The sequence below is a fragment of the Virgibacillus sp. DJP39 genome, from assembly GCF_049310925.1.
Classification (GTDB): domain Bacteria; phylum Bacillota; class Bacilli; order Bacillales; family Amphibacillaceae; genus Virgibacillus_F.
Window position 1 is genome coordinate 1 of record NZ_JBMERP010000062.1, and the last position, 21,730, is coordinate 21,730.

The 21,730-nt window shown below is 38.4% G+C and carries 25 protein-coding genes and 1 riboswitch; of the genes, 22 read left to right on the forward strand and 3 right to left on the reverse strand.

From position 1 onward, the window contains the following. The first annotated feature begins 17 nt into the window (after nt 1–17). From ACOI1D_RS16045 to safA, 16 genes are all read left to right on the forward strand, one after another. Complete coding sequence (locus ACOI1D_RS16045) at nt 18–443, forward strand: GNAT family N-acetyltransferase (RefSeq protein ID WP_422502567.1); 426 nt, start codon at nt 18–20, stop codon at nt 441–443. Further along, entirely contained in the window at nt 424–948 is a 525-nt protein-coding gene (locus ACOI1D_RS16050) for a tetratricopeptide repeat protein (RefSeq protein WP_422502568.1), read from the forward strand. Before ACOI1D_RS16045 ends, ACOI1D_RS16050 begins: the two co-directional genes overlap by 20 nt. Before the next feature lie 132 nt (nt 949–1,080). Beyond that, entirely contained in the window at nt 1,081–1,452 is a 372-nt protein-coding gene (locus ACOI1D_RS16055; protein WP_422502569.1) for a hypothetical protein, read from the forward strand. A gap of 50 nt (nt 1,453–1,502) precedes the next feature. Beyond that, nucleotides 1,503–1,892, forward strand: a complete 390-nt coding sequence (locus tag ACOI1D_RS16060; RefSeq protein WP_422502571.1) for an NUDIX hydrolase — start codon at nt 1,503–1,505, stop codon at nt 1,890–1,892. A 3-nt stretch (nt 1,893–1,895) separates the two neighbouring features. After that, nucleotides 1,896–2,384: an NUDIX hydrolase gene (locus ACOI1D_RS16065; protein WP_422502573.1), complete on the forward strand. Its 489-nt coding sequence runs from the start codon at nt 1,896–1,898 to the stop codon at nt 2,382–2,384. Nucleotides 2,385–2,415: 31 nt separating this feature from the next. Next, a complete protein-coding gene (locus ACOI1D_RS16070) occupies nt 2,416–2,775 on the forward strand; it encodes an alpha/beta fold hydrolase (RefSeq protein ID WP_422502607.1) in 360 nt (119 codons plus the stop codon). 198 nt (nt 2,776–2,973) lie between these two features. After that, nucleotides 2,974–3,240: an alpha/beta fold hydrolase gene (locus tag ACOI1D_RS16075; RefSeq protein ID WP_422502575.1), complete on the forward strand. Its 267-nt coding sequence runs from the start codon at nt 2,974–2,976 to the stop codon at nt 3,238–3,240. Continuing rightward, complete coding sequence (locus ACOI1D_RS16080) at nt 3,237–4,082, forward strand: DUF2785 domain-containing protein (protein ID WP_422502577.1); 846 nt, start codon at nt 3,237–3,239, stop codon at nt 4,080–4,082. The genes ACOI1D_RS16075 and ACOI1D_RS16080 overlap by 4 nt, the downstream gene beginning before the upstream one ends. Nucleotides 4,083–4,183: 101 nt before the next feature. Next, the gene (locus ACOI1D_RS16085) at nt 4,184–4,750 is read left to right on the forward strand and encodes a GNAT family N-acetyltransferase (RefSeq protein WP_422502580.1); all 567 of its coding nucleotides are present in this window, start codon (nt 4,184–4,186) and stop codon (nt 4,748–4,750) included. A 166-nt stretch (nt 4,751–4,916) separates the two neighbouring features. Further along, nucleotides 4,917–5,147 carry an excisionase family DNA-binding protein gene (locus ACOI1D_RS16090; RefSeq protein WP_422502581.1) on the forward strand — a complete coding sequence of 77 codons (231 nt, stop codon included), beginning with the start codon at nt 4,917–4,919 and terminating at the stop codon, nt 5,145–5,147. Nucleotides 5,148–5,170: 23 nt separating this feature from the next. Further along, complete coding sequence (locus ACOI1D_RS16095) at nt 5,171–6,070, forward strand: RluA family pseudouridine synthase (RefSeq protein WP_422502583.1); 900 nt, start codon at nt 5,171–5,173, stop codon at nt 6,068–6,070. A gap of 53 nt (nt 6,071–6,123) precedes the next feature. Beyond that, nucleotides 6,124–8,052, forward strand: coding sequence for an ATP-dependent DNA helicase (locus tag ACOI1D_RS16100; RefSeq protein ID WP_422502585.1), 1,929 nt, complete (start codon nt 6,124–6,126; stop codon nt 8,050–8,052). A gap of 356 nt (nt 8,053–8,408) precedes the next feature. After that, a complete protein-coding gene (locus tag ACOI1D_RS16105; protein WP_422502588.1) occupies nt 8,409–9,359 on the forward strand; it encodes an AAA family ATPase in 951 nt (316 codons plus the stop codon). Further along, complete coding sequence (locus ACOI1D_RS16110) at nt 9,359–10,576, forward strand: DUF58 domain-containing protein (protein ID WP_422502589.1); 1,218 nt, start codon at nt 9,359–9,361, stop codon at nt 10,574–10,576. The genes ACOI1D_RS16105 and ACOI1D_RS16110 overlap by 1 nt, the downstream gene beginning before the upstream one ends. Continuing rightward, nucleotides 10,563–11,771 carry a hypothetical protein gene (locus ACOI1D_RS16115; RefSeq protein WP_422502591.1) on the forward strand — a complete coding sequence of 403 codons (1,209 nt, stop codon included), beginning with the start codon at nt 10,563–10,565 and terminating at the stop codon, nt 11,769–11,771. The genes ACOI1D_RS16110 and ACOI1D_RS16115 overlap by 14 nt, the downstream gene beginning before the upstream one ends. Nucleotides 11,772–11,909: 138 nt before the next feature. Beyond that, nucleotides 11,910–12,506, forward strand: a complete 597-nt coding sequence (safA, locus tag ACOI1D_RS16120; protein ID WP_422502592.1) for a SafA/ExsA family spore coat assembly protein — start codon at nt 11,910–11,912, stop codon at nt 12,504–12,506. A 93-nt stretch (nt 12,507–12,599) separates the two neighbouring features. On the opposite strand, the gene ACOI1D_RS16125 is transcribed toward safA, so the two are convergent. From ACOI1D_RS16125 to ACOI1D_RS16135, 3 genes are all read right to left on the reverse strand, one after another. Continuing rightward, nucleotides 12,600–13,145 carry a CotY/CotZ family spore coat protein gene (locus ACOI1D_RS16125; RefSeq protein WP_422502594.1) on the reverse strand — a complete coding sequence of 182 codons (546 nt, stop codon included), beginning with the start codon at nt 13,143–13,145 and terminating at the stop codon, nt 12,600–12,602. Between the two features lie 203 nt (nt 13,146–13,348). After that, nucleotides 13,349–14,611, reverse strand: a complete 1,263-nt coding sequence (locus tag ACOI1D_RS16130) for an erythromycin esterase family protein (protein WP_422502595.1) — start codon at nt 14,609–14,611, stop codon at nt 13,349–13,351. Nucleotides 14,612–14,641: 30 nt separating this feature from the next. Continuing rightward, nucleotides 14,642–14,800: a hypothetical protein gene (locus ACOI1D_RS16135; RefSeq protein WP_422502596.1), complete on the reverse strand. Its 159-nt coding sequence runs from the start codon at nt 14,798–14,800 to the stop codon at nt 14,642–14,644. A gap of 163 nt (nt 14,801–14,963) precedes the next feature. After that, nucleotides 14,964–15,117: riboswitch (FMN riboswitch) on the forward strand. Nucleotides 15,118–15,807: 690 nt separating this feature from the next. Between ACOI1D_RS16135 and ribD the strand changes: the two genes are divergently transcribed. The 6 genes from ribD (at nt 15,808) to ACOI1D_RS16165 (ending at nt 21,493) form a co-directional block, all read left to right on the forward strand. Beyond that, nucleotides 15,808–16,905, forward strand: coding sequence for a bifunctional diaminohydroxyphosphoribosylaminopyrimidine deaminase/5-amino-6-(5-phosphoribosylamino)uracil reductase RibD (ribD, locus tag ACOI1D_RS16140; RefSeq protein WP_422502598.1), 1,098 nt, complete (start codon nt 15,808–15,810; stop codon nt 16,903–16,905). Nucleotides 16,906–16,907: 2 nt separating this feature from the next. After that, nucleotides 16,908–17,555: a riboflavin synthase gene (gene ribE / locus ACOI1D_RS16145; RefSeq protein WP_422502600.1), complete on the forward strand. Its 648-nt coding sequence runs from the start codon at nt 16,908–16,910 to the stop codon at nt 17,553–17,555. A gap of 13 nt (nt 17,556–17,568) precedes the next feature. Continuing rightward, nucleotides 17,569–18,771: a bifunctional 3,4-dihydroxy-2-butanone-4-phosphate synthase/GTP cyclohydrolase II gene (locus ACOI1D_RS16150; RefSeq protein WP_422502602.1), complete on the forward strand. Its 1,203-nt coding sequence runs from the start codon at nt 17,569–17,571 to the stop codon at nt 18,769–18,771. Nucleotides 18,772–18,786: 15 nt separating this feature from the next. Next, nucleotides 18,787–19,251, forward strand: a complete 465-nt coding sequence (ribE, locus tag ACOI1D_RS16155; RefSeq protein WP_422502604.1) for a 6,7-dimethyl-8-ribityllumazine synthase — start codon at nt 18,787–18,789, stop codon at nt 19,249–19,251. A gap of 77 nt (nt 19,252–19,328) precedes the next feature. Further along, nucleotides 19,329–19,511: a hypothetical protein gene (locus tag ACOI1D_RS16160; protein ID WP_422502605.1), complete on the forward strand. Its 183-nt coding sequence runs from the start codon at nt 19,329–19,331 to the stop codon at nt 19,509–19,511. Between the two features lie 98 nt (nt 19,512–19,609). After that, complete coding sequence (locus ACOI1D_RS16165) at nt 19,610–21,493, forward strand: ABC-F family ATP-binding cassette domain-containing protein (protein WP_422502606.1); 1,884 nt, start codon at nt 19,610–19,612, stop codon at nt 21,491–21,493. Nucleotides 21,494–21,730: the final 237 nt, after the last annotated feature.

Below are 21,730 nucleotides of genomic sequence, written 5' to 3' on the forward strand. Positions count from 1 at the left end.
TACAAGGAGGGATCAGCATGAACTTCACATTAGATAACGGAGAAAAAGTAATGTTTCGTCAGTATGAAGCGAATGATTTTGAGGCTGTACAGCAGTTGAACGCTCGTGAAGGATGGAACACACTGGTTGAGCGGGGTGAAGAAACGAAAGAAGCATTCGAAAACTCGAACGTTACCTACATCGTTGAGAAAGAGAATAATATAGTAGGTTATTTGAGAGGAATGACTGATAAACAAATAACCCTATATATTAGTGAATTAATAATAGGGGAAGAGCTTCGGGGATCAGGGATTGGAAAAACACTTTTACAATACGTCCACAATATCTACCCTAAAACACGGATGGAGTTACTGGGACTCAGTACATCAAAGGCTTTTTATGACAAGCTGGAGTTTCGAAGCTTTTATGGATTTCGTAAAGTAGTTGAAGAGTGGAGGGATTAATATCAACAGTAAGTTAGCGTATGCTTTAAAATTGAGGAATGATGGTGAAGACGAACAATCCAGACAGCTATTGATTGAACTGGTGAGAAATAACCATAAGCATGCAGAGCTCAATTTTCATTGTGCGCAAACGCATGACGGAATGGGATTGGAAGAAGAAGCGGTCGAGTATTATGAAAAAGCAATTGAGCTTGGGCTGCCAGATGATCTATTGAGGGATGCTTTCGTTTGTTTGGGAAGTACTTACAGGGTAATTGGTCAATTGCAGCAATCGCACGATATTTTGCTGAAAGGGGAAAAGAAATTCCCGGATTACGAACCTATAAAAGTATTTAAAGCTCTGACACTCCACAATATAGATCATCATTCAAAGGCACTTGAAACAGTTTTAAAAACATTACTAAGAACAACGAATGATGAAGCGGTTCAAAAGTATAGCAGGGCTTTAGGGTATTATGCGGAGAATTTGGATGGGCCGTTAGATGAAAGTGGCAATCACGATTGAGACCACTGACAATCAATAAGTTTAGGGGTTAAAAAATGATTATAATGATCAATGGTGGATTTGGATTTGGTAAAACAAGTACAAAAATCTTTAGACAACAGTATGGTATATGATCCCGAATAAGTTGGATTTATGTTAAGAAACATTATTACGAAAGAAATGATGACCCCTGAAGAAACTACAGATGATTTTCAGGACCTGGAACTATGGAAAAAGTTAACTGTAGAAGTGGAAAATCAACTAATTCAGTATAAAATGAATTTGATAGTACCAATTACCATACATAATAAAAGAAATTTTCAATACATATTAGATGGCTTTAAAATACTGGATGACCAAACCTACCATTTCTGCCTTACAGCAAAACAAGAAACTATCCATGATAGACTCTTCAAACGAGGGGAACAAGAAGGAAACTGGTGTTTTGAGCAAACCAGTAAATGTATTGAGGCATTTACAGACAAGGCATTTGAAGAGTTTATTACTACAGACAATTTAGCGTAAATCAAATTGTTACAGAGATTATAGAAAGCTGTCTTAAAGGAGGGGCCCTAGTGAAGAAGTGGTCAGGTTCAGCGGCAGTATGCATTAACAAGAATAATGAAGTTCTAATGGTGAGAGGGAAAGATTCAAACGCATGGGCTGTTCCATCTGGTGGTATAGAAACGGGAGAGACACCAGAATCCTGCTGTGTCCGTGAAGTAAAAGAAGAAACAGGTTATGATGTGTTAATCAAAAATAAGATTCATATAAAAGAAACGCTAATTGATGAAATTGAGGTGATCACCTATTATTTTAATGTGGAAATTATAGGTGGGGAAATTGAAATCAATGATCCTGATCAAACGATAATAGAAGCAGGATGGAAATCAATTAGCGAGCTTCATAATTTAGAACATATGTATCCAGAAGACATAGCAGTTATAAAGAAAAGTGGTGATTAAAATATGGCGCGGAATAGCAATTTTCATCGTGCTCTAGGTGTTTATGGTTTCTTACAGGAAAATAATAAACTACTAGTAATTAACAAAAATGGTGGTCCCTATATTAACCGGTACGATCTTCCTGGAGGCAGTCTGGAGGATGGTGAGAGCTTGATGAATGCGATGAAAAGAGAGTTTTTAGAAGAAACAGGCTTGCAAATTGAAGTAATCAACAATATAGGAACGATTGACTTCATGCTGCCTTGGGACTGGAAGAATTTCACGCATGTCCATCATATTGCAATCTTTTATTCGGTGAAAAAGGTTGGTGGAAAGCTATCGAAACCTGAACAATTTGAAGGACAGGATTCAGATGGAGCACTCTGGGTAGCAGAAGATGAAGTCTCAATAGAAAATGCATCACCACTTGTTTTAAAAGCATTTGATTGGATCAAAACGAAAGATTTAGGGCTAAATCGGGTTGAGTATAAATACTGGGAAATTAAAGGGTGAAGCACAGATGGATATTTGGAAACAGTAATCAATACACACTGACAGAGGTACATTTGAAGTTTTTACAAAGGGTTGTGGAGCCCCACTTTGTGTAACACATCTCTACTCTGAGTTTAATGCTACTGGGGATTATTTTGCTGACTCCTTTACACATGGTCACAAAGTATACTTAGTGAATTTAAGGGATGCTGGAAACTCCGAAAAAGCACATGAGCCCCACGAACTTAGTATGCTTGAATCAATTTTAGATTTAGAAGCCATTCGAGAGGCTCTTACTGTTAAAACGTGGAGCTTTGCCGGGCACTCTACAGGTGGGATGTTAGCTACTTTATGGTATATATTTTTCTGGAAGCCTAGATGCATTAGTAATTGTTGGTGCAGCGGCAAGTGAGTATGTAACTTTTTCATCGGATTGTGTCTACAACCCTGATCATCCTCAATTTAATAGAATGCAAGAGTTGATAGAGACGCTAAAACGATCTGATTATCGGAAGCTGAAAGAAAGGGCATATCAGTTGAACGAACTAAATTATCGCTCTATAGACCGGACAAATATGATGAGCTGTTTAACAAAGATATACATAAAAATATGTCAGCGATTCGAATGAACTTTTTCAATCGCGAGCTTCCACTATTTGATGTAACAAAAAAGCTGAAGCTACTAACAGTTCCAACTTTAATTGGCTGTGGGGAACATGATGTTCAATGTCCACTTAACTATTCAGTAGAAATGCATGAGCTGATATCTGATTCTAATTTGATCGTATTTCATAAAAGTAATCATTATCCATTTTTAGAAGAGAAGGATCTGTTCAAATTAAAGATAGATAAATTTTTTAAGGAAGTGTATGAGTGAAGACATCTGAGTTGAAAGAAACGTTAACCACATATAAGAACAATGATTTTCAAATGGATGAGTCTATTAATATTCAGGAGTTAACAACTGCTATGCTCAGGGAAATAGGGAATGTGGATCCGGTGTTGCGGGATGAATTGATATATCGTTCTTTTTGTCAGATGATCCTACAGGATTTTTATTCAGATAAGGAACTTAAAGAAATAGTAAACACTTGCATGGATCATCAGCATTTATTTTACAATATTGGTGAATCAGGGACAGACTCCGTTTTCAAAAGGTCCTTTTCATCGTTAATTATAGCTGTGATTTTACATGTTAATTTACAGAAAAACTTTCTTTCAACAGATGATATACAAGTTGTTTATGAATCCTTGCTTAGTTACGTCGATCTGGAACAGGATGTTAGAGGATTAGTGCCTGGTAAAGGCTGGGGGCATAGTGTTGCACATGTGGCTGATGCCATTGATGAACTGGTAAAGCAACCAAGTCTTGATTCAGGCGATTTCGAAGTTATTTTCGCATCAATCATAAAAAAGATGACTTTCAACAAAGATTATTTTAATTATGATGAAGATGAACGAATGGTTATTCCGTTGGTAGAGATGCTGCAAAGAGGAATAAATCAATCCATCGTTTGTGAAAAGACTTCTGACCTTGCGAACAATATAAAGGATGGTTTTTCAACAGGTAATCAGTCCTATTTTATATACCGCTCGAATGTGAAGAAATTCTTAAGTAGTTTATATTTCCATTTAGATATGAAAGAACAACATACAGATGTTCAAGAAACTATTAAACAAGCGTTACTAAAGATTAATCAGCCTTACTATCAAATGTAGCCTAAAGCATCCTCCTCAAGCAGGGTGTTTTTGTAATTTTTGTTGCTTTTTCCTTGGAAGTCGGATATATTTTTTAGAACTCTATTAAAGGATTGATACGAATGAACCCAATTTTACTCAATTTTCCACATGAATTTGAAACGGAGAGACTTCTTTTGCGAATGCCGATGCCTGGAGATGGGAAAGCTGTTTACGATGCAATCAACGCATCAATCAATGAATTAAGACCGTGGATGGGATTCGCACAAAAGGATCAAAGTGAAGATGAAGTAGAAATTAACACTAGAGAATCTCACATAAGTTTTTTAAAAAGAGAGAAACTAAGAATGCTAGTTTTTCTTAAAGAAACTGGCCAGTTTGTCGGATCATCAGGCTTACATAATATTGACTGGGACGTTCGAAAGTTCGAAATTGGATATTGGGCAGATACTAGATTTAGTGGCAAAGGGTATATGACAGAAGCGATTGCCGGCTTAACTGAATTTACGTTTACTGAACTCAAGGCAAATCGTGTTCAAATTCAATGTGATTCCCGTAATGGTAAAAGTCGCGCAATACCTGAGCGATTGGGATATGAATTAGAAGGTATTTTAAAGAATGAAGATATCGCTGTAGATAGTAATCAACTGAGAGATACGTGCATGTATGCTAAAATAAGAACGGAGTAACAAAAGCGCAAGTGCCCGTTTATTGCTGTATGACCTGGAAGGCACCGTATGAGATAAAGGAAACACGGAGCTTCAGCGACGATGTTGACTTATCGTAAGGAGGAGCCTGAAGGGCACTAGGCAATGGGCGCTGGAGCTGGACGTAAAAAAAGGGTGGGTCAATGCTATGTATTTAACAATCGAAGAAACGGCTGAACATTTGTCCATGCCTGAATCTCAAATACGATTTCTCATTCAACAGAAGCGAATACGCACAATCCATGATGGGGAAAACTACTTAATCAATAAGGATCAATTTTCTTCGCATTTTGAGCAGGTGGAGAAATACAAAAAAATGATCCAGGATTATTTGAATGAGCCTATACCAGAGGATATTGATGTTAAGGATGAGGATTAGGAATAGAATAGGAGAGTCTTTTGATGAGACCAACACAAACAAATAAAGGTTCAAATCATGAAACATATAAGGTTGAAGAACAAAATGAATTATTACCTTTTCTATTAAAAGTGATGGAAAATCGTAGTCGAAATTCAGTTAAATCAATTTTGACTAGAGGACAGGTTTCGGTTGATAATGTTCCGACTACGAAGCATAATTATGAACTGCAGCCGGGGCAAACAGTTGCTATTCTAAAAAACAAGGTAGCTGCTAAGGTGAACAATATTTCTGGTTTCACTATTTTACATGAGGACAAAGAAATAATTGTAATTAATAAGGAAGCAGGCCTTCTTTCTATTGCAAATGCAAAAGAGAAAGATGTGACTGCTTATAGTCAGTTGATGGATTATGTTCGGATTGAGAGTCCGAAAAACCGTATTTTCGTCGTTCATCGATTAGATCGCGACACATCAGGCGTAATGGTTTTTGCTAAAGATGAAATGGTAAAAAGAAAACTTCAAGATAACTGGAAAGATATTGTAAAAGAGCGGTCATACCTCGCACTTGTAGAGGGTACTGTTAAGAAGCTCAAAGGAACAATATCCTCCTGGTTAAGGGAGAGCAGTACGCTGGTTATGTATTCAAGCGCAAGAGAAGGTGACGGAGTACATGCTGTCACGCATTATGAAAAGATACAGTCAAATTCCAGCTATTCGTTGTTGAAAGTTAATCTGGAAACCGGAAGAAAGAACCAAATACGTGTTCATATGAATGACATCGGACATCCAATTGTCGGTGACAAAAAGTATGGAGCGACTACAAATACAATTAAACGATTGGGACTACATGCCAGTGTGTTGGCATTTGAACACCCGAAAACAGGAAAACTAGCACGCTTCGAAGCAGACGCACCAAAAGTATTTAAGCAAAAATCGAAATAAACTAAGGGGTGCCTGGCACTTTTTCCAATTTTTACCAAAAGAAGGAGTTTATAATGACTAGAAATAACGCACTTCCGTTTACTGTTGCAAGGGATGAGAATTTTTTTGACCGTTTGGGGGATTATGTTGGGGATGTTTTTTACGACATTTTGCCTGAGAAAGGTTATGAGCTTAGGGATGAGCAAATTTATATGGCCTTTCAATTGGAACAGGCTTTCAAAAACAAACGTACAATATTCGCCGAAGCGGGGGTTGGAACAGGAAAAACCTTTGTTTATTTACTGTACGCTATTTGCTATGCGCGTTATCGTGGCAAGCCGGCAATCATTTCCTGTGCTGATGAGACGCTGATTGAGCAGCTCGTGAAAAAAGGCGGGGATATCGAGAAGCTTGAGGAAGCACTAGGATTAAGAGTTGACGTGAGGTTAGCTAAATCCCGAGAGCAGTATGTTTGTATCAGAAAATTAGATCCCATTGCTAATCAAACAGATGATGAAGACATTTTAAGGGTCCATGATCAAATTCCTGATTTCGTCTTTGATAACAGTCCTTCAATGAAGTCCTTTGAACCTTATGGTGATCGTAAGGAGTATCCATGGGTACCAGATGAGAAGTGGGAGAAAATAGCGTGGGATCCGTTGCAGCAGTGTTCTACTTGTGAATGGCGCCACCGCAGTGGACAAACCCTAAACAGAGATTATTACCGCCATGCCTCCGATCTCATCATTTGTTCCCATGACTTTTATATGGAACATGTATGGACGAAAGAATCGCGAAAACGTGAAGGCCAATTGCCATTATTGCCAGAGCCAAGCTGTGTTGTATTTGATGAAGGACATTTACTTGAGTTTGCAGCCCAGAAAGGATTAACATACCGCTTTAATTTTGAAGCACTGAACAAGGTATTAACTGGGTATATGGGCCAGGATGTTAGGGAAGAATCACTTTATTTAATTGAAGATATTTTAGTGCTGCACGAAGAATGGTTTGATCTTTTAGATAAAAATGCATCCGCCGTTGAGGGATCGAACCGTCTTGAAATCTCTCTGTCAAAAAATATAATGGACATAGCGGAGCGTCTGCATAATAAAGTTCAACAGCTGTTAGAAGAATTAGTTTTCGATTCGGAGCTATTTACGATTGAGGAATATCATGTAAAGATTATTGAAGAATATTTAGAATTTTTCTCCTTTGGCCTAGGTATTTTGCTGAAAGAAGGCGAAGGAATTTTTTGGCTCGAGGAAAACGAAACCACAAGTTCATTGGTCATTATGCCTAGGCTAGTGGAAGATGTTTTGAAAAAAGAAGTGTTCTCACAAGGTGTTCCGTTCGTATTTTCATCTGCAACATTGTCTCAAAACGGAGACTTCTCATACTTAGCGAGTAGTCTGGGTATTAAAGCATATGATTCCTGTTCAGTTGATTCTCCATTTGATTATGAAAGCCAAATGAAAATAAATGGACATATTGATTCCGATACAGACGAAAAGTGGAAGAATATAGGTCAGCAGTTACTAGAAAATGAAGGTAAGGGATTGGTTCTATTTTCGTCAGCTGAAGAAATGAATCTATTTCGCCAGTGGGTAAAGAACCAGGAATGGCCATTTACCGTTCTATATGAGGGCGACCATGAGATAAGTAAAACTGTACGTGACTTTCAGACAGACCAGCCTGCTGTCTTATGCTCATACAACCTGTGGGAGGGGTTAGACGTACCTGGAGAAGCTTTAACAAAGGTAATTATCGTGTCGCTTCCTTTCCCACCAAAAGATCCGGTATTCAAGGCTAAACGTAAGCACGCAAAATCACCTGAGCAGGACGTCGACGCACCTTATATGCTCCTTCGCCTGAGACAGGGAATTGGCCGTTTAATCCGAACGAATAAGGACCAGGGTACCATAGATATTTGGATGACAACTGAAGAAAGCAAGAGCTATAAACAGAAGATTGAACAGGTAATGCCTGTTAATATCGAGTGGTAAAACCAACCAGTAAAATAAGAAAAAAAGGAAAAGTCACAAACCATTTCATCCGGTTTGTGACTTTTTAGTTACATGGAAAAAGAGCGGACACTTATTTTTAATACAACAAAGACTCCCCGATACCTTTTCGTAGGTGGAATGCATTATATGAAATCGTATAACAAGATAGTGGATATACCTACAAATTAATCTCAAAATGGTCGCCTGCCTCTAAATGGATATCATCTTCGGGACTCAAGGCGACCTTTAAATTTAAGATAATATTTTTCATTTTTAAAACTATTTGATAAATTGCAGGAATAGATTTATACTTTTATTTAAGCAGAAAATGAAATACATACAGGGAGAGCTAAAAAATGTCGTTAATTAAAAAAATAGATCAAGCAAAACAAGTTATAGGTCAAGTAATAATTGGCCAGGATGATGTAGTTGAATTACTTTTTGTTTCATTATTGGGTAAAGGTCACATTATGCTGGAAAGTGTTCCTGGATCGGGAAAGACTAAGTTGGCAAAAAGCTTTGCTAAAATAATCAATGGTGATTTCAGTAGAGTACAATTTACACCAGATGTTTTGCCGTCTGATGTTACAGGTATTCAATTTCTAAATCCAAAAACCAATGAGTTTGAAATGCGTATTGGACCGATAAAAACAAATATTTTACTGGCAGATGAAATTAACCGTGCAACACCAAGAACACAGTCAAGTTTACTCGAGGTAATGGAGGAACAGCAGACTACTATTGACGGGATTACTATATCCATACCTTCTCCATTCTTAGTAATTGCAACCCAGAATCCGATAGAGTCAAATCATGGTACATTCCCCTTACCAGAGGCGCAACTCGATCGCTTCTTAATGAAAATTACCATGGATTACCCAACATTGGAGCAGGAAAAGGAAATTTTAACATTGAACCGCACGCAGGATCCAATCCACCAGATAAATTCAATTTTAACAACGGACGAAATCATTGAACTTCAAAAAGAAGTAACACATGTTGAGGTGTCGGAGGTTGTACAGGATTATTTGCTTGCAGTCGTGCGTGCAACACGGAACCATACTGACATTGAGTTAGGGGTGAGTTCTCGTGCGGCCCTTGCATTAATGCGCGCAGGACAAGCTAAAGCCTTTTTACGTGGAAGGAATTATGTTACACCACAGGATATTAAGGAATTAGTGCGATATGTGTTCGAACATCGAATTGTATTGTCTATGGAAGGATCAATCAGAAAAACGAAGTCTGAGGTTATTGGTGAAGTGATACGTACAGTTGATGTACCGGTGGAATTGGAGACAAGAGGGTAATGTATTGGCTTAGAACTTCAGATAACACTGGACAGGAACATAACTTGCTGCTGTTTTCTTTACTAGTTCTGGCAATAACTAGTTTTGCCATTAATCAGCCATTAGCTATGCTTGTTGCCGGGTTCATTGGTTCTTACATACTTCTGATCCGGCTTTATGACAATCGTATAGGAAGAAAATTAATGCTGGAAAATACGAAAAAATCCATCCGTATGTTTGAAGGGGAAGAGGCAGAGGTGGAAATGGTCCTGAAAAACAATTCCATTCTTCCATTTTTTAATGGTTTCCTTACCTTCGCAACAAATGAAAAAGTAAGCAGTAAAAAGTTTGTCCGTTTTAGCAAAAAACAAAAGAACTACTATCATGTCCCATTAATTTTACTTGGAAGAGCTGAAGCACGATTCCCCATATCTTTCGAAGCACAGGAGCGGGGAGTGATAAGACTAAAGGAGATAGAATTTAGCTTTCCACATGTATTAAACTTTGAACAGGTCACAATGAAATATCAAGGGCTCTATCAAACGGAAATATTGGTATACCCAAGGTTGATACCTGTTGCAGGAATTGAAGAATTCCCTTACAACAATTTCGGAAATCAGGTAACACAGTTCTCACCGTATGAAGACTTGTTAAGCCCAGTGGGAACAAGGGATTATGCACCATCCGATCCGTTTCATCGAATTCACTGGAAGGCTTCAGCCAGAAGTCAAACACTGCAGACAAAGGTCTATGAAAGGAACCGTAATATTTCCTGGACTATAATCGTAAATATCGCTGAAACAAGCCCGCTAGGCAATGTTTACTTAAGCAAAAATATGGAGCAATATTTATCACAGGCTGCTTATATTTGTCAAACTATTACAAAGCAAGGATACCCGATAGAGTTATATGTTAATGCTGCAAGAGTTGGAAGTAAACCTTATCATTTGGAAAGTGAAAGTGGAAGAGAACATTTAAAACAAGCACTTGAAATGTTAACCAGAATTGAAAAGGATTCTAATGTTATTCCTGTTACAAATCTTTTTTATCAAGTTGACCATGTAATTGATGATTCCAACATTGTTGTAATAATTGGAGAAATATATCAAGATAGTCTTCACTACACAAACAAGTGGAACAGACGGGGCAATAGTGTGTTTCAAGTCACTGAATCCGTGAATGGTGCCCGTTTAACAGAAATCAAAAGTGTGAGGACGGGTAACTATGACACCAAATAGCAACATAACAAAATACTATCAGCTTATCAGTGAGGGCTTATGCTTTTATTTTTTACTCCTGCCAATAATGGTGTTGTACGGCGAGCTACTTCCTTTTTGGGGTTATTTATTTGGTACCATTGTTATAGTAGTAATTCTCACACTTGGAATACGATATATACCAAATTACAGTATGTATCTAATAGGTGCACTTATACTTATTCCGTTTATGGTCTATGTCCTTCAGGTACCACCTGTTTCATCGGTAGTACTTGTTGTATTCATGGTATGGCGGTTTATTATTCATGAGAGTAATCCAGATTTGCGGAATCAGATGAGATTAATTTTATATATGAGCTTTTTATTTATAATCGATGTTATGCTTTTTTATGAAACTGATTTGATCTGGGTAGCATTAATTATGCTGTTGGTTATGGTAGGTGGTTACCAGCTAAGCCATATAATTGTTGAAGGCTCAATTGGTGTGAAGAATTCGTATCCTTTTGTATTGGGATTATTTGGGTTTATTTTCGCAGGAAGTGTCATTATTTTTTCTGTGTTTCAAGCCTTTCAAGTTATTGTTCCTTACGCATTAAATGGCATTTTAAAGACTGTGGCATCTGGGATTTGGTGGGGTCTTGAATCACTTGGATTTACTGGCCTAAATTTCAGTTCATTACAAAATAAAATTGCAGGCATTGCGCAGGAAAATGATACGAAAATGAGTATGGATAGAGAGAAAAACCCTTTTTTAAGCGACGAAGAAATGAATCAAGAATATGTACCAGTTGATATAATTAATATGTGGACTATTGGTATAACCATCGTTATTTTAATAGTTGTTTTTTATTTCTTGTCGCGCAGAAAATTTCGTAATCATGGATCGGATAACAACTTGGAACGGGTTTCCTCTGTCTCGATTAATGGAAATACAGTAAAGAAAAACAAACCAGGGCGTCTCTTCGGTAGGTTTTCAGAAAAACCTGCACATGAGGTTAGGTTAAAGGTGTTTAAATTTGAACAATTAACTGCCAAGAAAGGTTTGGGAAGAAAGAACTCTGAAACAATCGAGGAATGGTTTTACCGGATTGGTATAGACGCTTCTCATCTGAACATATATCAAAAAATCAGGTACGGAGTCAGTGATCTAACTGTTGATGAAATTAATCAATTCAGTCATCAGTTAGAAGAAATTAAAACAACTTTAAATATATAAAAAACACGCTTCCCATCATTTGGGAGTGTGTTTTTTTTGCAGTAAAGAAAAACTTTCTTTCTACAGTCTGAGATCACAAAAGCTTAGATGTATAGCATAAATATTCTTGGGTAACTTATCGATTAGGAGGTGAGAAAAATGAAAAAGATTTTACTTTTGACCATCGTTCTACTACTTTTGCTTCCAATGACTGCTCTTGCAGCAACAACGTATACTGTTAAAAGTGGAGATACCATGTGGAAGATTGCAGTTAAGTATCGAGTCGGAGTTACTGAAATAATTGAAGCGAATCCGCAAGTGGAAAATCCAGATCTTATCTACCCGTACCAAAAGTTAAACATTCCAAGCTTCAGTTCTATTAAGCGAATTGAGCATCAAGTTATTCAACTCACTAACCAGGAACGTGCTAATTACGGTTTACCAGCTTTAAAACCAGAATGGCAATTGTCTCGGGTTGCCAGACATAAATCAAATGACATGAGGGACATAGGTTATTTTTCACATACTAGCCCAACATACGGCTCACCATTTACCATGATGAGGAATTATGGCATAGATTATAGGAGTGCGGGAGAAAATATAGCTAAAGGGCAGCAAACTCCGCGAGCAGTTGTGAGAGCGTGGATGAATAGCGCAGGTCACCGCAAAAACATATTAAGTAATAATTTCACACATATTGGTGTAGGTTATGCTAGTGATGGCCGTATTTGGACTCAAATGTTTATTGGCAAATAACCAAAAGAACGGCATAGTACCATCCTTTTTTATTCAATATAAAATGTTCAAAAGAAAAGAGGCCATTTTCACTATGGCCTCTAAGTGTTTAAATTAGTCTTCGGTACTGTTTAGGAACTGTGATGAAGGAATTGGTGTAACAGGATCTAGACAAGCGATTGCATTGAATTTAGATAGATCAACAGTTATACAGATGCCTGTTGCCTGGAAATCTCTAATACTGTTTCCTGGGAAGAAGTCACATACTTCATCGCGATCTCCACCAGGTGTTGATCCTCCCTCAGTTACAGGAAGTAATAACTCAAGCTTTACACAACACTCATCTTCATCGACAAATTTTTTGGCACGAAAAATTGGAGTCTCTACACAACGGAATGCAGTGTTTCCAGACCCGCCTATAGGTGCTTGGAATACTCCACTAGCGATAAATGGTTCACAATCGCAATAAAGTATGAATGGGATGGTAGTAAAACCATTTCCATTTCCATTTGCTACTGGTGATAATAGATCTTCGATAGACTGTTCACAACTGGTAGTACAACATCCATTTGTGGCAGCACCGGCTACCTCATCTTGTGCTTCAACAATTTCACGTACAATGTCACATACGCATTGGTCTCCATCAGATTTGCATGACATGATAAATCTCTCCTTATTTGTATTTGTCTTACAGTTATAGAGTATGGCAAATAGGATTTAGTGACTGTTTAATAGTCTAGTATTTCAAAAAATGATATACCCGTCTCATAGCCTTTTGTACAGTTTTTTAAGGTATTAGAAAAATCCTGTAAACAATTTATTGTTTACAGGATTTTTAGTTTTTAGGAAACCTTGTCAGTTGTCTAAGACGTTACTTGAGAAATGTTAAGAGGATTTAGTGCCTCTGTGCGATCAACGTAAATGAATGCATTATAGCGATCCGCCATGGTTGAAGGTACGTAATTTCCATAGGATTCATATGCAGGGTTATACACAACTCCTATAGCACGATGACCAACTCTCTTTTGAAAAAGATGCTTGTTTTCTTCGGTGAAAATTAAATACTTATCGAATGCACCCGACTCATGCATTAGATTTTCCCACGAACCTTGTTCTGCTTCGGGAACAACCATCTTTTCTGCATCGCTTCCCCATTTGTCTGCGGCAACGACAGTACCCTGATTGGTGCCGAATCCAATGATGTGAACATCGTCTGCAGCAAGTTGTTCACGGACTATCTGGCCGACATTAATCATACCTTCATTCTTCATATCTGTAGCCGATGCATCACCTACATGTGTATTATGTTCCCAAACAATTACCTTCGAATCTTTTCCATGATACTTCCTAATTTCATTTAATGCTTCTACCATATGCAAGTCACGAACGTTCCAGGACTCTGCGTCATTTTTAACCATCGTTCGGTAGTAATTCTCAGCATTTTTTGCAGCCAAAGTATTCATCTTAAGATTTAGATCCAATTCCTGATCGCTTTTGTAAAGGTCTTTGTTTGATCTAATGGAAGCCAAAAGTTTGGATACTTCATCTATACAATCTTCTGAAAAGAAGGCTGCTGACATAGCATACTGATCTTCTTGTTGATTAAAAGGTTCAAAACAAGCAAAAGCTTTTTCAGCAAGTTTTAAATCTGCACCCTGGGGTTCCGTTTTCTTCAAATAATTCATGATTTCATCCATAGATTCATACAAGCTGTACACATCTATCCCGTAAAAACCAACTTTGTCCGACTGATTTTCATTGTAGGATCGTAACCAGCCTATTAAGTCTGCTACGTCCTCATTAGCCCACATCCAGGTAGGCCACCGTTTAAATGCTTTTAGCACATCTAGTTCTGAAGCCTTGTCCGAATAGCTTTTTACATAGGAGTTGACTTGTTGACATGCAGGCCAGTCCCCTTCAACAGCAATAGCTGTAAATCCTTTTTCTTCAATAAGTCTTTTGGATAAGGCTGCACGAATAGTGTAATATTCAGAAGTTCCATGACTTGATTCTCCTAATAATACAATCCTCGAATCACCAATCTGATCGATTAAGGGTGCCAAGTCATCAGTAATGTCAAAAGGCATGGAGTGTGTTTGAATTGCTTTAAACATATCATTTTCCATTTGTATTTTCTCCTTAAAATATGCTGCAAACTAAAGCTGGTTTTTCTTACCATCTATTCTTTTTTTGTTTTTTTCACCGTTTCCAAAGTAGTTTTCACGAACACTTTTTGGAATATGATTGTCCGTGTCAGCAAAGCCACCACCCGCATACTTTTTAATTTCATTGTTCAACTTCTCTTTATCATCCAATTTAAACCCTCCTCTTCTAATCGTGTTTAGTTGTCGCTTATTATTTTGCCACGTTAATATAACGCTATACAAAACGGACAAACATAATATTATTATTTTCTGAGTTAAGTTTTTTGATTTTTCCTTACCTATACTGCTATAATAAAAACAAATTAAATATGATAAATTCCTTCGGGGTCGGGTGAAATTCCCAATCGGCGGTGATGAAGTATTTACTTCTTAGTCCGTGACCCGTTATGGTTATTCATTTAAGCCAAACGGTGGATCTGGTGAAACTCCAGAGCCGACAGTTATAGTCTGGATGGGAGAAGGGATTTCTAGGTAGCGGTACCACTCGTGTATTATTACACGTGGTTCTTTGCGTTTGAAAAGCGTACATACATAAGGAGTGCGTATAATAAAAGGCAATGCTTATTTACCATACCTATAAATTCTACCATTAAACCCTTGAAGACAATTCAAGGGTTTTTTTACACTTTAATAAAATATCTTTTCTAAAAGATTGTTGGACACAAAATCTATAAGCTGCGTCGTAACTGCTGGCCTCATTTACTACCAAAAATTTATTAGATTGGTGCTGATCCGACGCTGCTGAAAAACATTCGCTTTCCGTGGGAAATCTTCAGCCTCCTCGGAGCAAAACCCGCTCACTGCGGGTTCTTCAGACTGTTCCTTTCCCACTGGAGTCTCGCATTTATCCGCAGCTTTAGATAGCTTTCTTCTCAAGGGAGAAGGGGCTCCGTGAAAATATAGGACTCAGACGCCGTTACGGCAGAATACGAAGACTCCTACGGGAACAGCGCGAGTCCGAAGACCCCGGAAGAAGCGTTCTTTGCTTCTGAGGAGACTGAGGCCGTGCCCGTGGAAAGCGAAGTATTCTGTCGGAACGGCGGCGTCTAAAGAATTTTCACTGCGTCTCAGTTTTTATCAACTGCGATTGCTAAAAATAGGTAAATTATAACTGAATTCCGGAAATTCCGGCTTTTGATAAGAAAGGGGTGCTGCTGATGAATGATCAGGCATATATGGAAGCTGCTTTAAATCTCGCAAAGTCAGTACACGGTCAAACAAGTCCAAATCCACCTGTTGGCGCTGTTATTGTTAAGAATGGCGCAATTATTGGCATGGGAGCCCATATGAAGGCTGGGGAAGCACATGCAGAGGTCCATGCACTTAGAATGGCGGGGAGTAACGCAGAAAATGCAACTATTTATGTAACACTTGAGCCGTGCAGCCACTATGGTAAAACCCCACCATGTGCAGATGCCATTATCGAGAGTGGTATTAAGCGGGTTGTTATTGCGACGAAGGATGAGAATCCGAAAGTAGCAGGCGAAGGCATTAAAAAGCTGCAACAGGCTAACATATCAGTAGAGCTTGGTGTGGGAAAAGAAAGTGCAGATGAGCTGTACATTCCATTTTTTCATTATGCCGCTACAAAAACGCCATACGTAACAGTTAAATCCGCTACAAGCCTTGATGGGAAGACAGCGACTGTTACTGGAGCGAGTAAATGGATAACGGGAGAACAAGCAAGAGCAGATGTCCATCGTTATCGGGATGAAAATGACGCAATATTAGTTGGAGTTAATACTGTTATTGCGGATGATCCACAACTTACAACACGGTTGTCTAATGGTGGTGGAAAAAATCCTACCCGTATTATTTTGGACACGCATTTACGAACCCCGCAGAAAGCGAAGGTAGTGACTGATGGGGAAGCTGATACCTGGATATTCACCGGGAAAACTGTACCAAAAGAAAAGTTGGATTATTTCTCTGGAAATTCCGGTGTAACCATAACGCAACTGGATACAGACGTGATAGACATTAATCAAGTCCTGAAGCATCTTGGGAGAGAAGGTATCATGACCCTTTATGTAGAAGGGGGAGCGGCGATTAATGGCAGCTTTTTGAAAATGAATAAGATTAACCAACTTATAACCTATATAGCTCCCAAACTAATAGGTGGGAAAGATGCGCCTACATCAATAGCAGGTCAAGGCATTGAATCAATAGATGATGCGCTGCAATTAGAAGTTAAATCACATGAAATGCTCGGAGATGATCTAAAAATTATTTCCGTATTAAGAGAGGTGAGGTAACCTTGTTTACAGGAATTATCGAAGAGCTTGGTCAGGTAAAAAAAATACAGCGAGAGTCTGCAAACTCTGTCCAGCTGACAATTCAGGCTACAACAATTAATACAGATATGAATATTGGTGACAGCATTGCAGTAAACGGAATTTGTCTTACCGTTACAACATTTAATGAAAATACATTTAGTGTTGATGTGATGCCTGAAACAATAAAAGCAACGTCACTTAACACATTGAAAACTGGATCATCCGTCAATTTAGAGCGGGCAATGCACGCAAAAGGTCGATTTGGTGGACATTTTGTTTCCGGTCACATTGATGGTACAGGAAAAATTACCAGAAAAGAAAAACAGGAGAATGCCATTTATTATGACATTGAAGTGCCAGTCGAATTGAAAGCCTATTTATTAAAAAAAGGCTCGGTTGCTGTAGATGGCATAAGTCTGACACTGTTTGATGTCAACGATCAAACATTTACCATTTCATTGATTCCACACACGGTCTCCCAAACGGTCTTAGGGGAAAAGACAGTCGGATCCACCGTAAATATTGAATGTGATATGTTAGCTAAATATGTAGAGCAAATGCTTAATAAAACAAACACTAGCGATACCGGGATTAGTAAGGACTTTTTATCAACTAACGGTTACGCGTAAGGAGATGCAACCTATGTTTCATACAATCGAAGAGGCTGTTCAGGATTTAAAGCAAGGAAAGATAGTTATTGTAGTAGACGATGAAAATCGTGAGAATGAAGGGGACTTTGTTGCGCTGTCTGATAAAGCAACCCCGGAAGTAATAAATTTTATGATTACACACGGGAAAGGACTTGTGTGTACGGCTATCTCAGAGGAAATTGCCAGCAACCTTAGCTTACCCTTGATGACAAACAATAGCTCTGATCCATTTAGAACTGCATTTACCGTAACCGTTGATCACCAGGAAACTACAACAGGCATTAGTGCTGCTGAACGTTCAAAGACTATTCAGGCATTAGCTGATCCAAATGCTGAGGCAAAAGACTTTAAACAACCAGGTCATGTTTTCCCACTGATAGCCAAAGATGGAGGTGTGTTGACAAGGCAAGGTCATACAGAGGCATCTATTGATTTAGCAAGGTTAAGTGGAGCGAACCCGTCAGGTGTGATTTGTGAAATTATTAAAGAAGATGGCACCATGGCACGCGTTCCTGATCTATTGGAAATGGGTAAGCAATTCGATATAAAAATTGTATCGATTGAAGACCTGGTTGCCTATCGTAGAAAAAATGAAGTCCACATCATACGTGAAGTTGAAGCTAAACTTCCAACAGAGTTTGGTAATTTTAAAGTTTTTGGCTATTCCAATGATATTGATGGAAAAGAACATATTGCACTTGTAAAAGGAGAAATTGATTCAAATAAACCCACTTTGATGAGAGTTCACTCAGAATGCCTGACTGGAGATGTATTTGGATCACAGCGTTGTGATTGCGGACCTCAACTGCACCTGGCCTTGGCTCAAATTGAAAAAGCTGGAAGTGGTGTTTTAATATACATGCGCCAGGAAGGTCGGGGAATTGGTCTGTTAAACAAACTCAAGGCCTACAAGCTTCAGGAAGAAGGCTATGATACTGTTGAAGCAAATGAGCAGCTTGGTTTTTCAGCAGATCAGCGTGATTATTTACTTAGCGCACAAATACTGCAGGACCTTGGAATCAAGCAGGTGAATGTTTTAACGAACAATCCTGAAAAAATAAAGTCATTGGAATCATACGGGATCGATATAAAAGAGCGAATTCCTCTTCCAACAGCGTACAATGAAAATAATATGCCATATATGCAGACAAAGTTTAAGAAGATGGGCCACTTGCTGGAACTTCACAATTTGTAATAGGAGATGATCATGATGGGACAAACATTTGAAGGTAATTTAGTAGCCACAGATTTAACAATAGGAATTGTAGTAGGGAGATTCAATGAGTTTATTACGAGTAAATTACTAGAGGGTGCATTTGATACATTGAAAAGACATGGTGTCAATGAGGCGAATATTGATGTAGCTTGGGTGCCAGGAGCCTTTGAACTTCCGTTAGCTGCAAATAAATTAGCAATGAATGAGAAGTATGACGCTGTAATCACCTTAGGTACCGTTATTCGTGGGGCAACACCACATTTCGATTATGTTTGCGGGGAAGCAGCTAAGGGTGTGTCACAAGCCTCTATTCAATCAGGAAAGCCTGTCATTTTTGGGGTATTAACAACAGATTCAATTGAGCAGGCAATTGAACGTGCTGGAACAAAAGCAGGAAATAAAGGTGCTGAGGCTGCAGTATCTGCTATTGAAATGGCCAACCTACTTAAATCTCTATAGAAAACAGTAATAGAAATCCAGCTCCATTTAAGATAAACTAGTATAGAGTAGTTTCATCAAGTGGAGGGAAAGATCAAATGAAATTAGTACTATATCAAATAATTGGAATAGGATTCATATGGATAGGCATGTTATTCTTTTTTAATGATATGCAGCCTACCAGTAAAATTCTTTTTTATTGTGTCACTTCCTGGCTCTTATTTTTAATAGTCATATACATTAAGCAACGATTTAAAGGAACAAAGGATGAAGAACTGTAACAGCACGCGGGCGTAATCGGTCCGCGTGTTGTTTGCTTTTCACAAGGCTTTACTTCCCTTATACTAGAGGGAGAAGTTCGAAATGAGGAATGGTTTATATGCTTACAGTTGAAAATGTAGTAAAGTCATATGGCGAAAAGGTGTTGTTTAACCACGTTTCTTGTACGATTAAACAACATGATCGAATTGGTCTTATAGGGGTTAATGGAACGGGGAAATCAACCTTTTTAAAAGTGATTGCAGGGATTGATAGCCCTGAAGATGGGCTCGTCAAACATGCGAAAGACTACCATATAGAATATTTAGCACAAGATCCAGTTTTAAATCCAGAACTGACAGTTATTGAACAAATTTATTACGGTGAATCAGCTGTGATGAAAACGATGCGGGAATATGAACATGCGCTTCTTGAACTTGAAAAAGATTCTACTAGTCAAGCCACGCAGAAAGCTCTAATCGCTGCACAGCAAAAAATGGATGAGAACGAGGCATGGGAAGCAAATACCACTGCAAAAACGGTTTTGACGAAACTTGGAATCACTGACTTCAACAGCAAAGTTACGGCTTTGTCAGGGGGTCAAAAGAAACGTGTAGCGATAGCAAAGGCATTAATTCAACCTGCCGATTTATTGATTCTGGATGAGCCAACAAACCATTTGGATCATGCGACGATTGAATGGCTCGAAAAGTTTTTGTCTTCCTATCACGGTGCATTGATACTTGTAACCCACGACCGTTACTTTCTAAATCGTGTTACCAATCACATCTATGAATTAAATAAAGGAAATCTTTATAAATACGAAGGTAACTATGAATTATTTTTAGAGAAAAAGGCAGAGCGGGAGATTTTGGAAGAAAGCAGTCAACAAAAGCATGCGAATATCCTGCGTCGTGAGATTGCGTGGCTAAAGCGTGGTGCCAAAGCGAGATCCACCAAACAAAAGGCCAGAATTGATCGAGTCGGGGATATGAAGGAAAAAAGTTTTGATACCAACAAGGATGAAGTCGAATTCCAGGCTGGTTCAAAACGTTTGGGTAAAAAGGTAATTGAACTAATTGGTGTTGAGAAATCATTTGGTGACAAGCAATTAATTTCTGCTTTTGATTATCTTATTGTACCAGGGGAGCGACTGGGAATAGTTGGTCCGAATGGTTCTGGGAAAACAACACTGCTAAATTTAATGGCGGATCGTTTAAAACCTGATAATGGAACAATTGATGTCGGTGAAACAGTTAACATCGGCTATTACACACAGGAAAATGAAGAAATCGATGAGAGTCTGCGCGTTATTGACTATATAAAAGAAATAGCGGAGGTCATCTATACAAAAAATGGAGAAGCAATAACTGCTGAACAAATGCTGGAACGTTTTTTATTCCCACGCTCAGAGCAATGGAATTATATTCGTAAGCTTTCTGGCGGAGAAAAGCGCCGGTTGTATTTGTTAAAGGTATTAATGCTCGAGCCAAATGTATTATTTTTAGATGAGCCTACTAACGACTTAGACACAGAAACATTAAGTATACTTGAAGATTATCTAGCGAATTTCCCTGGAGTAGTCATTACTGTTTCCCATGATCGTTATTTTTTAGACAGAGTAGTTGATCAGCTGATCGTACTATCAGACAAGCCCACTGCGAAAAGATTTTACGGAAATTATAGTGAATATCTGGAGCAACGGGTTACTGAAATGGAAGCAGCACAAGTAAAAGAGAGTCCAACAGCACCACCCGTTAAAAAAACAAAGAAAAAGCTTTCCTATAATGAGCAACAAGAATGGAAGGAAATAGAGGATCAAATCACTGAACTTGAGACCAGAATTGATAGCTTAAAAGATGCTATTGCTGGGGCTGGCAGTGATCTTGAGAAAGTACAAAAGTTTTATGACGAACAACAAGAAGCAGAGGAATTGCTAGAACAAAAAATGGAACGTTGGACCGAACTTTCCGAACTCATTGAGGAAATAGAAGCAGGCAAATAAATGAAAAGGGCAGATGCTAATAAGTAGCATCTGCCCTTTTGTTGGCAGTAAAGAAAGTATAAAAACTTTCTTTCTGCATAAGTGCAATTAAGGCACTCGCCAATAAAACTTGGCTTTTGGTTAAAGTTAATTTGTCTGGTTTAACCTGCAGTTGGTAAAATCGAGCACTGCGTCGGAGTTTTCGAGCGCCAACGTAGTGAAATCGAGCACCACACTAAAAAATCGAGCACCAACCAT

Excerpts from the sequence above, each read along its gene's own strand:
- ribE (WP_422502604.1), top strand. The coding sequence starts at position 18,787 with ATGGGACAAACATTTGAAGGTAATTTAGTAGCCACAGATTTAACAATA.
- safA (WP_422502592.1), top strand. The coding sequence starts at position 11,910 with ATGAAAAAGATTTTACTTTTGACCATCGTTCTACTACTTTTGCTTCCA.
- ACOI1D_RS16065 (WP_422502573.1), top strand. The coding sequence starts at position 1,896 with ATGGCGCGGAATAGCAATTTTCATCGTGCTCTAGGTGTTTATGGTTTC.
- ACOI1D_RS16110 (WP_422502589.1), top strand. The coding sequence starts at position 9,359 with ATGTATTGGCTTAGAACTTCAGATAACACTGGACAGGAACATAACTTG.
- ACOI1D_RS16090 (WP_422502581.1), top strand. The coding sequence starts at position 4,917 with ATGTATTTAACAATCGAAGAAACGGCTGAACATTTGTCCATGCCTGAA.
- ACOI1D_RS16125 (WP_422502594.1), bottom strand. The coding sequence starts at position 13,145 with ATGTCATGCAAATCTGATGGAGACCAATGCGTATGTGACATTGTACGT.
- ACOI1D_RS16160 (WP_422502605.1), top strand. The coding sequence starts at position 19,329 with ATGAAATTAGTACTATATCAAATAATTGGAATAGGATTCATATGGATA.
- ribD (WP_422502598.1), top strand. The coding sequence starts at position 15,808 with ATGAATGATCAGGCATATATGGAAGCTGCTTTAAATCTCGCAAAGTCA.
- ACOI1D_RS16075 (WP_422502575.1), top strand. The coding sequence starts at position 2,974 with ATGTCAGCGATTCGAATGAACTTTTTCAATCGCGAGCTTCCACTATTT.
- ACOI1D_RS16100 (WP_422502585.1), top strand. The coding sequence starts at position 6,124 with ATGACTAGAAATAACGCACTTCCGTTTACTGTTGCAAGGGATGAGAAT.
- ACOI1D_RS16105 (WP_422502588.1), top strand. The coding sequence starts at position 8,409 with ATGTCGTTAATTAAAAAAATAGATCAAGCAAAACAAGTTATAGGTCAA.
- ACOI1D_RS16130 (WP_422502595.1), bottom strand. The coding sequence starts at position 14,611 with ATGGAAAATGATATGTTTAAAGCAATTCAAACACACTCCATGCCTTTT.
- ACOI1D_RS16165 (WP_422502606.1), top strand. The coding sequence starts at position 19,610 with ATGCTTACAGTTGAAAATGTAGTAAAGTCATATGGCGAAAAGGTGTTG.
- ACOI1D_RS16085 (WP_422502580.1), top strand. The coding sequence starts at position 4,184 with ATGAACCCAATTTTACTCAATTTTCCACATGAATTTGAAACGGAGAGA.
- ACOI1D_RS16150 (WP_422502602.1), top strand. The coding sequence starts at position 17,569 with ATGTTTCATACAATCGAAGAGGCTGTTCAGGATTTAAAGCAAGGAAAG.
- ACOI1D_RS16055 (WP_422502569.1), top strand. The coding sequence starts at position 1,081 with ATGTTAAGAAACATTATTACGAAAGAAATGATGACCCCTGAAGAAACT.
- ACOI1D_RS16115 (WP_422502591.1), top strand. The coding sequence starts at position 10,563 with ATGACACCAAATAGCAACATAACAAAATACTATCAGCTTATCAGTGAG.
- ACOI1D_RS16095 (WP_422502583.1), top strand. The coding sequence starts at position 5,171 with ATGAGACCAACACAAACAAATAAAGGTTCAAATCATGAAACATATAAG.
- ACOI1D_RS16045 (WP_422502567.1), top strand. The coding sequence starts at position 18 with ATGAACTTCACATTAGATAACGGAGAAAAAGTAATGTTTCGTCAGTAT.